The organism is Streptacidiphilus rugosus AM-16 (genome assembly GCF_000744655.1).
GTDB classification, from domain to species: Bacteria; Actinomycetota; Actinomycetes; order Streptomycetales; family Streptomycetaceae; genus Streptacidiphilus; species Streptacidiphilus rugosus.
In genome coordinates this window covers 2482840-2494842 of the sequence record NZ_JQMJ01000004.1, presented here as the reverse complement: position 1 = coordinate 2494842, position 12003 = coordinate 2482840, and the positions used below count along the sequence as shown (strand labels likewise).

Annotated in this window: 10 protein-coding genes; 7 read left to right on the top strand and 3 right to left on the bottom strand. The window is 70.2% G+C overall.

Features of this window, described 5'->3' with window-relative positions; all coding sequences use genetic code 11:
• The first annotated feature begins 9 nt into the window (after window positions 1–9).
• Together dusB and BS83_RS20405 are read left to right on the top strand one after the other, a co-directional pair.
• Window positions 10–1164, top strand: a complete 1155-nt coding sequence (gene dusB / locus BS83_RS20410) for a tRNA dihydrouridine synthase DusB (protein WP_037605110.1) — start codon at window positions 10–12, stop codon at window positions 1162–1164.
• Between the two features lie 117 nt (window positions 1165–1281).
• Window positions 1282–1497 carry a hypothetical protein gene (locus tag BS83_RS20405; RefSeq protein WP_232248434.1) on the top strand — a complete coding sequence of 72 codons (216 nt, stop codon included), beginning with the start codon at window positions 1282–1284 and terminating at the stop codon, window positions 1495–1497.
• Here the strand turns inward: BS83_RS20405 and BS83_RS41975 are convergent.
• The gene (locus BS83_RS41975) at window positions 1450–2187 is read right to left on the bottom strand and encodes a DUF6082 family protein (protein WP_051943450.1); all 738 of its coding nucleotides are present in this window, start codon (window positions 2185–2187) and stop codon (window positions 1450–1452) included. The genes BS83_RS20405 and BS83_RS41975 overlap by 48 nt on opposite strands.
• A 605-nt stretch (window positions 2188–2792) precedes the next feature.
• On the opposite strand from BS83_RS41975, the gene ppdK reads away from it, so the two are divergent.
• The 3 genes from ppdK (at window position 2793) to BS83_RS45565 (ending at window position 7434) form a co-directional block, all read left to right on the top strand.
• The gene (gene ppdK, locus BS83_RS20395) at window positions 2793–5510 is read left to right on the top strand and encodes a pyruvate, phosphate dikinase (protein WP_037605108.1); all 2718 of its coding nucleotides are present in this window, start codon (window positions 2793–2795) and stop codon (window positions 5508–5510) included.
• Between the two features lie 348 nt (window positions 5511–5858).
• Complete coding sequence (locus BS83_RS20390) at window positions 5859–6899, top strand: hypothetical protein (protein ID WP_198035268.1); 1041 nt, start codon at window positions 5859–5861, stop codon at window positions 6897–6899.
• 85 nt (window positions 6900–6984) lie between these two features.
• Window positions 6985–7434 (top strand): hypothetical protein, encoded by a 450-nt coding sequence (locus BS83_RS45565; RefSeq protein ID WP_157597257.1) that lies wholly within the window; start codon window positions 6985–6987, stop codon window positions 7432–7434.
• Window positions 7435–7496: 62 nt separating this feature from the next.
• Here the strand turns inward: BS83_RS45565 and BS83_RS20380 are convergent, their stop codons facing one another.
• Complete coding sequence (locus BS83_RS20380) at window positions 7497–8183, bottom strand: GNAT family N-acetyltransferase (RefSeq protein WP_037605106.1); 687 nt, start codon at window positions 8181–8183, stop codon at window positions 7497–7499.
• A 457-nt stretch (window positions 8184–8640) separates the two neighbouring features.
• On the opposite strand from BS83_RS20380, the gene BS83_RS20375 reads away from it, so the two are divergent.
• Window positions 8641–9555, top strand: coding sequence for a PAC2 family protein (locus BS83_RS20375; protein ID WP_037605105.1), 915 nt, complete (start codon window positions 8641–8643; stop codon window positions 9553–9555).
• Window positions 9556–9591: 36 nt separating this feature from the next.
• Here the strand turns inward: BS83_RS20375 and BS83_RS20370 are convergent, their stop codons facing one another.
• Window positions 9592–10764 (bottom strand): alpha/beta hydrolase, encoded by a 1173-nt coding sequence (locus tag BS83_RS20370; protein ID WP_051943446.1) that lies wholly within the window; start codon window positions 10762–10764, stop codon window positions 9592–9594.
• Between the two features lie 464 nt (window positions 10765–11228).
• Here BS83_RS20370 and BS83_RS20365 point away from each other — a divergent pair, with 464 nt between their 5' ends.
• Window positions 11229–11981 carry a trypsin-like serine peptidase gene (locus BS83_RS20365; RefSeq protein WP_051943444.1) on the top strand — a complete coding sequence of 251 codons (753 nt, stop codon included), beginning with the start codon at window positions 11229–11231 and terminating at the stop codon, window positions 11979–11981.
• Window positions 11982–12003: the final 22 nt, after the last annotated feature.

The window sequence follows — 12003 nt, the reverse complement described above, 5'->3', positions numbered from 1 at the left end:
TCTTCCCGGATGAGCATCACGGACACCGTCACCGCAGCTCCGTTGCGCCTCGGCGCGCTGGAGGTGTGGCCGCCCGTCGTGCTCGCGCCGATGGCGGGGATCACCAACGCGCCGTTCCGCACCCTCTGCCGCGAGCAGAGCGGGGGCAAGGGGCTGTTCGTCTCGGAGATGATCACGACCAGGGCCCTGGTCGAGCGGAACGCCAAGACCATGCAGCTGATCCACTTCGACCCGAGCGAGCAGCCGCGCTCGGTCCAGCTGTACGGCGTGGACCCGGAGACCGTCGGCCGCGCGGCGAAGATGATCGCCGAGGAGGACCTGGCCGACCACATCGACCTCAACTTCGGCTGCCCGGTCCCCAAGGTCACCCGCAAGGGCGGCGGCTCCGCCCTGCCCTACAAGCGGAACCTGCTCCGCGAGATCCTCCGCGAGGCCGTCCGCAACGCGGGCGACCTGCCGGTCACCATGAAGATGCGGATGGGCATCGACGACGACCACATCACCTACCTCGACGCCGGCCGGATCGGCGCGGAGGAGGGCGTCGCCGCGATCGCCCTGCACGGCCGCACCGCGATCCAGCACTACAGCGGCGAGGCCGACTGGTCGGCGATCGCCCGCCTGCGCGAGATCGTCCCCGCCCACGTCCCTGTGCTCGGCAACGGCGACATCTGGTCGGCCGACGACGCGGCCCGCATGGTCCGCGAGACCGGCTGCGACGGCGTGGTCGTCGGCCGCGGCTGCCTGGGGCGGCCGTGGCTGTTCAAGGAGCTGGTCAGCGTCTTCGAGGGCGAGGTCGACTACGCCCGCCCCGACTTCGGCTACGTGGCCCGCACCATGGTGCGCCACGCCGAGCTGCTGGGGGAGTGGATCGGCGACGAGAAGCGCGGCGTCGTCGACTTCCGCAAGCACGTGGCCTGGTACACCAAGGGCTTCTCGGTCGGCTCGGAGCTGCGCAACGCCCTCGCCACCGTCTCCTCGCTGGCCGAGCTGGAGGACCACCTCTCCAGGATCGACGCCGCCCAGCACTGGCCGGACAGCGCCGACGGCCCCCGCGGCCGCACCTCGGGCGCGGCCCGTGTGGTGCTCCCCGAGGGCTGGCTGGACGACCCGTACGACTGCGCCGTTCCGTCAGCCGACGCGGAGCTGGATACGTCAGGCGGCTGATTTAATCCACGCATTAGGGGGAGTCGGGGCTCCTGGGGCCGCTGTTCCGGCTGGGATCTGCCATCGTCTGCGCAGACAGTTCCTGCGGAGAGGCACAGTGTGGAGATCGTTCGGCGCTTGGGCAGTTCCCCGAAGGAGCGTTGCCTCTCCGAGGCGACCTGCCCCGATGTCTTCGAGCTCGCCGACGGTGACTTCGCGGTGATCGGCCGGGACATGACGGAGCAGCTGCGCGGGCTGCTGCCCGACGACGCGGGCTGCGGTGCGGACGAACGGATCGTCGTCGTGTCACGCGAGACGCTGGTCCATGCCGGACGGGACCTGCCCGTCGGCTGAGGGCTCGCCGCGGCGGCCGTGGAGCGGCACGGAGCCGGCTCCCGCCTGGTAGGCCCGCTCGACGATGACGAAGAAGTCGGCCTCCAGGGTGCCGGGCGGGGTGCGGGTCGCCCGTTCGGGCTGGGTGTCCTCCCAGAACGCCCGCCAGACGGGCTGGGTGAAGAAGGCGGCCAGGTTCGCCTCGATCATCGCGGGCGGGTAGCCGCTCTCCAGCGCGAGGTACTGCAGCGAGATCACCTGGTTGATGTAGAGGTACTGCTTGTTGCGGCCCGGCGGGGCGTCGGCGGAGCAACTGGGCCAGAGCGTGGCGATCTCCTCGTCCTCCATGGCGAGCCGCATCAGACCCATGTGCAGGCCCCGCAGCAGGGCCTCCGAGGTGCGCCGCAGTTCGCTGTTGGTGGCTTCGGTCTTCGCGCACTGTTCCTGGAGCACGGCGCGCTGGAGCCGCAGCTCCTCGCGCTGCGCGCGTTGTTCGAGCTCCTGCAGTCGCAGGGTGCGGACCATGAAGAAGAGCACCAGGGTGCTGCCGACGGCGGCCGCGCCGTTGAAGGCGTTGCCGGCGTTGGCCTGTGCACTGTGCTGGAGCAGCCCGAAGGGGAGGCTGACCAGAACCCAGGTCAGGGCCACACAGAGCAGGACCGCGCCGACCAGCGGCAGGATCAGGGTGATCGACGCGCGTAGACCTCGCATTGCACGACTCCGTCCTCGCTTGCGCGACTACAGGTGAGGACCTGTTGTTGGCGGCGCTGCCGACAGGTGTGGTGAACGGGGGTTTACGTCAGGGTGCCCGATCGGGCCGCCGTGGAAACGAAGGCGAACCGCCCCGGCGGGAACACGGGGTGGACGCAGGGCGACGGATGGTGAGACCCGGTACGTACGAGGGGTGAGACGGGCGTCCAAAACGGGCGTGACTCCGGCCACATTCGCCGTCACTTTACGTCAGAAGGACGTAAAACTGCAGGTGGCGTGGGGTGTGAAACGCTTCCCGAACGAGTGCGCCGGTCTCGCGCCCGGCTTGCCTCCAATGCATCAAGTCAAGGCAACCCGTTCGTCGCAGTACGTGTGGTGCGCGGCGGGTTTCTGTGATCTTCTGGTTTCCCCGCGTTCAACCTCTGAACACGCGCTAGCGTCAGGGCGACGATTTTACTTTCGCAGGCGAAGCCCGAATCCGAGCTTTCGATCTCGCTGGTTACCCGTCGGTACCAGCCACTGACGGCCTAGTGGGGGCAGCCAACCGCCTTTGATCTGGGTATGTTCTCCGGCGTCAGGGCAACCGTGCGGCAGGAGACCGGCTCGTGGCCACTCAGGGCAAGTTGGAAAAGTTCGTCTTCGACTTCACCGAGGGCAACAAAGATCTCAAGGATCTTCTCGGCGGTAAGGGCGCCAACCTCGCCGAGATGACCAACCTCGGGCTCCCCGTCCCTCCGGGGTTCACCATCACCACGGAGGCCTGCAAGGTCTACCTCGAGACCGGCTCCGAGCCGGACTCGCTGCGTGACGAGGTGAGTGCGCACCTCGTCGCGCTGGAGGAGGCCATGGGCAAGAAGCTCGGCGACGCCGCCGACCCGCTTCTCGTCTCGGTCCGGTCCGGGGCCAAGTTCTCCATGCCCGGCATGATGGACACGGTGCTCAACATCGGCCTCTCCGACGCCTCGGTGGTCGGCCTGGTGCAGCAGAGCGGCAACGAGCGGTTCGCCTGGGACTCCTACCGGCGCCTCGTGCAGATGTTCGGCAAGACCGTGCTCGGTGTCGAGGGCGAGCTCTTCGAGGAGGCCCTGGACGAGGTCAAGCGGGCCAAGGGCACCGCGAACGACCTCGATCTGGACGCCAAGGACCTCAAGGCCCTGGTCGTCACCTTCAAGAAGATCGTCAAGGACCACACCGGGCGCGACTTCCCGCAGGACCCGCGCGAGCAGATGGACCTCGCCGTCCACGCGGTCTTCGACTCCTGGAACAGCGACCGGGCCAAGCTCTACCGCCGCCAGGAGCGCATCCCGCACGACCTGGCCACCGCGGTCAACATCTGCTCCATGGTCTTCGGGAACCTCGGCGAGGACTCCGGCACCGGCGTCGCCTTCACCCGCGACCCCGCCTCGGGCCACCAGGGCGTCTACGGCGACTACCTGTCCAACGCCCAGGGCGAGGACGTCGTCGCCGGCATCCGCAACACGGTGCCGCTGGCCGAGCTCGAGCAGCTCGACAAGAAGTCCTACGACGAGCTGATGGCGATCATGGCCACGCTCGAGAACCACTACCGCGACCTCTGCGACATCGAGTTCACCATCGAGCGCGGCAAGCTCTGGATGCTGCAGACCCGCGTCGGCAAGCGCACCGCCGCCGCCGCGTTCCGCATCGCGATCCAGCTGGTCGACCAGGGCCTGATCGACCTGGACGAGGCGCTGCACCGGGTCAACGGCGCGCAGTTGGCGCAGCTGATGTTCCCGCGCTTCGACGACCAGGCGAAGACCGAGCGGATCGGCTGGGGCATCGCCGCCTCGCCGGGCGCCGCCGTCGGCAAGGCCGTCTTCGACTCGTACACCGCGGTCAAGTGGTCCCGCTCCGGCGAGCAGGTCATCCTGGTCCGCCGCGAGACCAACCCGGACGACCTGGACGGCATGATCGCCGCCAACGGCATCCTCACCTCGCGCGGCGGCAAGACCTCGCACGCCGCCGTCGTCGCCCGCGGCATGGGCAAGACCTGTGTCTGCGGCGCCGAGGAGCTCGAGGTCGACACCAAGAAGCGCCGCTTCACCACCGCCGACGGGCGGGTCGTCGAGGAGGGCGACCTGATCTCCATCGACGGTTCCACCGGCAAGGTCTACCTCGGCGAGGTACCCGTCGTACCGAGCCCGGTCGTCGAGTACTTCGAGGGCACCCTGCACGCCGGCGCCGACGAGGAGGGCGGCCTGGTGCGCGCGGTCCACCGCCTCATGTCGCACGCCGACTCGGTCCGCCGCCTGCGGGTCCGCGCCAACGCCGACAACGCCGAGGACGCGAACCGCGCCCGCCGCTACGGCGCCCAGGGCATCGGCCTGTGCCGCACCGAGCACATGTTCCTCGGCGAGGAGCGCCGCAAGTCCGTCGAGCGGCTGATCCTGGCCGACAACGACGCCGACCGCGAGGCCGCGCTCTCCGTCCTGCTGCCGCTGCAGAAGACCGACTTCGTCGAGCTCTTCACCGCGATGGACGGCCTGCCGGTGACGGTCCGCCTGCTGGACCCGCCGCTGCACGAGTTCCTGCCCGACATCACCGAGCTCTCCGTGCGCGTCGCGCTCGCCGAGGCCCGCAAGGACCCGAACGAGAACGACCTGCGTCTGCTCCAGGCCGTGCACCGGCTGCACGAGCAGAACCCGATGCTGGGTCTGCGCGGCGTCCGCCTCGGTCTGGTCATCCCCGGCCTCTTCTCGATGCAGGTCCGGGCGATCGCCGAGGCCGCGGCCGAGCGCAAGCTCAGCGGCGGCGACCCCCGTGCCGAGATCATGATCCCGCTCGTGGGCACGGTCCAGGAGCTGGAGATAGTGCGTGAGGACGCGGAGAAGGTCCTCGCCGAGGTCCAGGCCGCGACCGGGGTCGACCTGAAGATCTCGCTCGGCACGATGATCGAGCTGCCGCGTGCCGCGGTCACCGCCGGTCAGATCGCCGAGGCCGCCGAGTTCTTCAGCTTCGGCACCAACGACCTGACCCAGACGGTCTGGGGCTTCAGCCGCGACGACGTCGAGGCCAGCTTCTTCACCGCCTACCTGGAGAAGGGCATCTTCGGGGTCTCCCCGTTCGAGACCATCGACCGCGACGGCGTCGGCTCGCTGGTCAGGCACGCCGCGGTGGAGGGCAGGAAGACCCGCCCCGAACTGAAGCTCGGCGTCTGCGGCGAGCACGGCGGGGACCCGGACTCGGTCCACTTCTTCCACGAGGTCGGGCTGGACTACGTGTCCTGCTCTCCCTTCCGGATCCCGGTGGCGCGCCTGGAGGCAGGCCGCGCCGCCATCGAGACGGCGGGCAGCGACTCGCGCTGACATACCCTCACCCGGTCCCTCACCGGGTGCCAGCGCGAGGGAACCCCCCTTCGAACGTCACCGTCCCCGACCAAGGATGTGTTGATGCAAGGACGGAGGGGGCGCTGCCCGCACCACACGTCCGCTGCGGAGCTCGGCGCAGAGTAGCCGCAGCGGACTCCCGCCGGGGCGGGAACGGACAACGGCGTCCGTTCCCGCCCCGGCTTCGTGCGGTGACGTCGTATGTTTCGGATTGCTGACACTTTGTTACCACCGGCTCAGAGTTCGCTCTGAGCCGGTCGACGTGCTCTTGAACGTCCGGTGTCAGATCACTAACGTCTCGGAGCACCAGAGCAACCCTTCGACGTGGTGTCACCACTCAGCCGCCTGGCCCGCGGCGTCGCACAGCCCTCCCGTTCCCCCATCGAGAAGGGCACCACCGTGCTTCGTTCCGCTCTTGTCGCAGGCTGCGCCACCGCGCTCGCCGCCGCAGGCCTCCTCGCCTCCGCGCCGGCCGGCGCGAGCGAGATCGCGCCCCACCACATGAACGCCCACAAGGCCGCGGCCGCGGCGGCCGCGGGGAACAACCTGGCGTACGGGGGCGGCAACATCGTCGCCAGCCCGCACGTCTACATCGTCTACTGGGGCAACCAGTGGGGGACCTCCTCGGTCACCAACGACCCCTCGGGCGAGGTGCCCCTGCAGTCGAGCTTCTTCCAGCACCTCTACGGCAGCGGTGACACCTGGTCCACCTCCACGACCCAGTACTGCCAGGGAGTGGCCGTCGGCACGACCCAGTGCAACGGCGCGGGCACGCCGGTGGGCCACGCCTCCTCGAACATGCTGGGCGGAACCTGGCTGGACAGCTCGGCCAAGACGCCGAGCAGGCCGAGCAGCTCGGCGATCGCCGCGGAGGCGAAGAAGGCCGCGGCCCACTTCGGCATCTCCGGCGACAACGTCCAGGTCGTCGTCGACCTGCCGCACGGCGTCTCGCCCTCGGGCTTCAAGACGCAGTGGTGCGCCTGGCACGACCACACCACGACCAGCAGCGGCGCGGACCTGCCGTTCACCAACCTGCCCTACCAGAGCGATGCGGGCGCGAGCTGCGGAGCGAACTTCGTCGCCACCGGCTCCTCCGGCGTGAACGGCGCGACCGAGGGCGTCACCATCGTGGGCGGCCACGAGTACGCGGAGACCGTGAGCGACCCCGCGCCGAGCAGCGGCTGGGTGGACAGCTCGGGCGCGGAGAACGGCGACAAGTGCGCCTGGATCTCCAGCGGCCAGGGTGCGTCGAGCATCGTCAGCCTGAACGGCGCGAACTTCGCGGTGCAGTCGCTGTGGAGCAACAACTTCAACGGCGGTGCGGGCGGCTGTGTGATCTCCTACACCAGCGCGAGCAACCAGCACTGAGATCCAGGTGCTCCAGAGGCCGACCCCGACACCCTCCCCGGGCCGGGCTCGGCCTCTGGCCATTCCCGAGGAGAGGAACCCCACGGTGACCCGAGCCAAGGCCGGAGCCCTGCGTGCGGCGGCAGCGGCCGCTCTGCTTGCCGCCCTGGCGGGTTGTGACAGCGCGGCGCCGCCCCGCCAGGCGTCCTCGACGACGGTTGCCGCTGCCCCGGCACCGGCGTGCGAGAAGCTGCCGGAGGGCTCGCTGCCGCACTCGGCAGGGATGTTGACGGAGCAACAGACCGGGGCCTACTGCCTGCCGAGGGGGCAGCGGCTGGACGTGTTCCTGACCGCGACGAAGGGCAGCCAGTGGCGACCGGTCCACGCCTCCGGAGCGGGCGGCGTGCTGGCCCCGGCGAACACCGGTGTGATGACCGCGCCCCTGGGCGTCACCCCGGCCATGTTCGTCGGCGCGACGGACGGCACGGCCACCCTCAGCAGCGCGACCGCCTCCGGCGCGGCGACCTGGACGGTCACCGTGGTCGTCGAGGGCTAGTTGCACCGCCTCGGGCGGCGAACCCGCTGACAGTGCAACCGTGCCTCTGCTGAGAGGTTCGGCTATGCCGAGATGAGCGGGCGGGAGTTGAGGACGGGGGTCGGGCCGGCCAGGACGCGGCGTTCGAGGGAGGCGCGAGCGGTCGGCCACTCCTCGTCGAGGATGCTGTAGAACGCCGTCCCGCGGACCATGCCGTCCAGGCCGCGGGTGTGCATCCGGTGCACGCCCTCCAGGACCGCGCCGAGGCGTTCGATCGCCGCGCGCGAGCGCACGTTGCGGGCGTCGGCGCGCATGGAGACCCGGCGCACGCCCCACGTCTCGAACGCGTGACGCAGCATCAGCAGCTTGGCCTCGGTGTTGATGCCCGTGCCCTGCGCCCGCGCGGAGAGCCAGGTCGCGCCGATCTCCGTCGCGTCCGGGATCGCCGTCAGCGGATCTCCCACCGGGCCGCGCGGGGCCGGCGGCCAGATGACCGGGCCCTGCCAGTAGTCGAGCTCGAGGAACCGGGTAGAGCCGACCACCACTCCGTCGGCGGCTCTCACGGTGGCGAAGGGAAGCGCCCGGCCCGCCGCCTGGGCGGCCAGCGCATCGTTGACGTAACGTTCCGTCGCCTCGACGCCGTGGGGAACCGGCGTGAAGGCATAGCTGCTGCGGTCCTCGGCCGCAGCCGCGACCAAAGCATCGATGTGCCGCTCGGCGAGCGGCTCCAGCCGCACAGTGCGGCCGCAGAGGAAGACGGGTACGGGCACTTGGCCTAAGGTCCTTCGGCGGGTGGGGTCGGGAGATGTGCACCCCGGCGCTTTTGGGCACGGCGACGGATCGCGTTCGCCGTGCGGCGCATGGGAGCGAGGGGACAGTGTGTGTCCGAAAGATGGCCGAGGAGGAAACGAGAGCGCGAAGGACAGCGGGCGGCCAGGTGAAGGCAAGGTGCGAAGCGAGGGTTGTGCGGCGTCTCCACGAAGCGTACGGGTTCTCGAGAGTGGAGTGCAGCGAGAGGACCATACCCGGCGCGGGGGGCTAAGTCACCCCAGCCGCGCGTTTCCGTCGTGCACGGCGTGTTCGAGGGGCGCGCGGGCGCCGTTCGCGCACCGAGTTGGGGAATGAACGCACGTTCCGGGATGCTGGAAGCAGGGTAGAAGAAGCTGTTTCCCACGGCTTCCGACAGGGCCCGTTCTCACAGGCCACAGACCATGGAGTGGAGCGCAGGTGCTGGAACCGCAGGGGCTGTACGCATTCGAGCCGGACGCCGAGGAGCTGGCTGCGGACGCCTCGATCCTGCTGCACTTCTTCGAGGGCTTCATGGACGCCGGGGAGACCGGTGAGCAGATCGTCGCCGAGCTGCTGGAGGACCCGGAGCGCAGGCTCGTCGCGCGCTTCGACGCGGACCGTCTGGTGGACTACCGGGCGCGTCGGCCGGCGATGGTCTTCGACCACGACCACTGGGCGTCCTACCAGGCCCCGACGATCGACCTGCACCTGGTCCACGACGCCGTGGGAGCCCCCTTCCTGCTGCTGACCGGCCCCGAGCCCGACGTGGAGTGGGAGCGCTTCGCCGCGGCCGTCAGGGACGTCGTGGAGCGCCTCGGCGTGCGGCTGTCCGTGACCTTCCACGGCGTCCCCATGGGCGTCCCGCACACCCGCCCGGTCGGCCTGACGCCGCACGGCAACCGCAAGGAGCTGCTCGGCACGCACCCGCGCTGGTTCGAGAAGGTCCAGGTGCCCGCCAGCGCCGGGGCGATGCTGGAGTACCGCCTGGACGAGGCCGGGCACGGCGTCATCGGTTTCGCCGCGCACGTCCCGCACTACCTGGCGCGGACGCCCTACCCGCAGGCGGCCGTGGCCGCGCTGGAGGCGGTGCAGTCCGCCACCGGGCTGATGCTGCCGGGCACGGGCCTGCGTGAGCGGATGGACGAGGTGCGCGCCGACATCGACCAGCAGATCTCCGAGGGCGACGCGGAGCTGCGCGGCGCGATCCTGGGCCTGGAGCAGCAGTACGACGCCGTCGCCGGCGCGGCGGATCGGGAGAACCTGCTGGCAGAGCCGGTCGATCTGCCGTCCGCCGACGAGCTCGGCCGCGCCTTCGAGGAGTTCCTGGCCGAGCACGGCGACCGCGACGAGTAGCCGCGGTGCGGCGCCCCCGCGCCCCGCGCACCCGCGTCAGCCGCGCCTCTCGGCCGTGGTCTCGATGCCCAGGCCGACGGCGGTGGTGGCCGCCTTCACGACCGGGGAGGGCGTGGAGGGGCTGGGGGAGCCGGTCGGGGCCGGCGCCGTCTGCGGGGACATGAGCTGGTCGTTCAGCCAGGGGAAGATCACCGGATAGAGCCCCATCCAGGTGTTCCAGTTGTGGCCGCCGTCCTTCAGCACGATCGGCGGCGGCATCTGCACCGGCCACTTCACGGCCTTGCGGAGCGACTCCGAGTTCGCCGGGGTGCTGAACTTGTCGCTCTTGGACGTGGCCAGCAGGATCTGCACGTCGGCGTTCTTCGCCCGCTGGGCGAGGGCCAGCGGGTTCTCCAGGGCCCGCACCTTCGGGTCGCGGATGGTGCCGGGGTCGCCGCGGAAGTCGTCGGGGCTGAGGCCCACGGCGGAGGCGAAGGTGCCCGGGTACTCCAGCGCGAGCTTCGGCGCGCAGTAGCCCCCGGTGGAGTAACCGACCACGCCCCAGGCGTGCGGGTTCTTGAGGGCCCGGAACTGGCTCTTGATCATGTTGGGCACGTCGACGCCCACCCAGGTGCCGTTCTTGTTCTTACCGACGTCGGTGCAGTCCGTGTTCACTCCGCCGGGGGTGATGCTCGGGATGACCACTATGGACGGCTTGAGCGTGCCGTTCGCCATCATCTTCTCCAGCGCGCCCGGCATGTCGCCGCCGCCGATCCAGGACCAGGGGCTGCCCGGGTAGCCGGGAATCAGCATGATCACCGGGAAGTCGTAGCCGCGGTACTGCGGGTCGTCGTACTGGGGCGGGGTCCAGACGAGCATCTCGCCGGACATGCCGGACGCCGCGCCGTGGAAGCCGGTGCGCCGGAACCCGGCCCGGTCGTTGATGAAGGTGAGACCGTGCTTGCCGTCGGCGCTCGCGACCGGGATGGTGTCGGGCTGCTGCTGGCCGAACAGGTCGGCCCACGAGGTGTAGAGGCCGTTGGCGTTGTTGATCCAGACCGCGACCACCGCGATCGCGGTCAGCTGGCAGAACCCGATCATGAGCAGACGGCTGAGCCAGCGAAGCCACTGCGGCCCACGGACCAGCCCCCACAGGAGCATGGTGCCTGCCACCGCGACCACCGTCGCCGCGATGAGCAGATAGAAGAACGCTGTTCCGGTGAGGCTCACGTCTGGATCTCTTGTTTCTTCGCTTTCGGGATTACGGACAGCCCGCTGTTCAGGGATGTCCGCCGGCGGTGGGCGTCGCAGGCGGCTTCATGCTATTTGCAGGCTAGCGACGCTTGGTGTGGTGAGGCTCTTACCTGGACGTTCGTGACAGAACTGTCGAAGAACCCCGAGTCGGGCGCGTCGCGCCGCTCGACAGGTCCCGGTGGGCTCTGCCTATGATCCGTCGGGTGAACGGAGCACAGCTGCGACGAGCATCGCGCTCTGTGGGAGCGCTGGCCTTCCTTGCCTGTTTTCTGCTCGTACTGGTTCACGGAGGGACGGGCGCGTCGGGCGCGGGCCCCTCGGTGGCCGAGGGCCGACCCGACGGAACGGGCAAAAGCGGGGCAAGCGGGTCAACCGGTGCACGACGGAGTATCCCAGGTCCTTCCGCCGCTGTCCCGACGTCACTGGCAGGAAAGCACGCGGTGCCTCTCGGCCACAGCGCCGAGTTCCTCGGCCTGCCGGCGATCGGCACGCTCTTCGTTCCCGAGGGCTCGGGCCTCGGCCACCACTACTGCACCGCGAGCGTGGTCGACTCCCCCGGCGGCGACGTGATCGCCACCGCGGCGCACTGCCTGAGCGACCCCGCCCAGGGCTCGCCCACGGCCGCCCCGGTCCTCTTCGTGCCCGGCTACCACGACGGACAGCAGCCCTTCGGGGTCTGGCGGTCCTCCTCGATCCTGATCGACCCGCACTGGGCCGCGAACAGCGACCCTGACTCCGACTTCGCCTTCCTGGTCGTGCACAAGGACGGCGACGCTGCGGCGCGGATCGAGGACGTCGTCGGCGCGGAGCGGATCGCCTTCGACGCGACGCGACCGGTGACCGTGGGAGTGATCGGCTACCCGGGCGGCACGGACCGGCCGATCTCCTGCCTCAACACCCTGACGGCCTATTCGGCGACGCAGTCGGAGTTCGACTGCACCGGCTTCACCGACGGCACCAGCGGCGGCCCGCTGCTGCGCGACATCGACCCGGTGAGCGGCCTGGGAACCCTGCTCGGAGTGATAGGCGGCTACCAGGAGGGCGGCGACTCCGACGACGTCTCCTACGCGGCCGCCTTCGGCCCGCGGGCCCAGGCGCTCTACCTCCGGGCGGTGAGCGCGGGATCGCCCTCGGCCCCCGCGACGTCGTCCGCGCCGCCCTCGGCCTCGTCCTCGGCGACCGCCTCACCCTGACGGCGGCGCCCGAAGGAGCGGC

Bases quoted from the DNA above. Each gene is read 5' to 3' on its own strand.
- dusB (WP_037605110.1), top strand. From the start codon at position 10: ATGAGCATCACGGACACCGTCACCGCAGCTCCGTTGCGCCTCGGCGCG.
- BS83_RS41975 (WP_051943450.1), bottom strand. From the start codon at position 2,187: ATGCGAGGTCTACGCGCGTCGATCACCCTGATCCTGCCGCTGGTCGGC.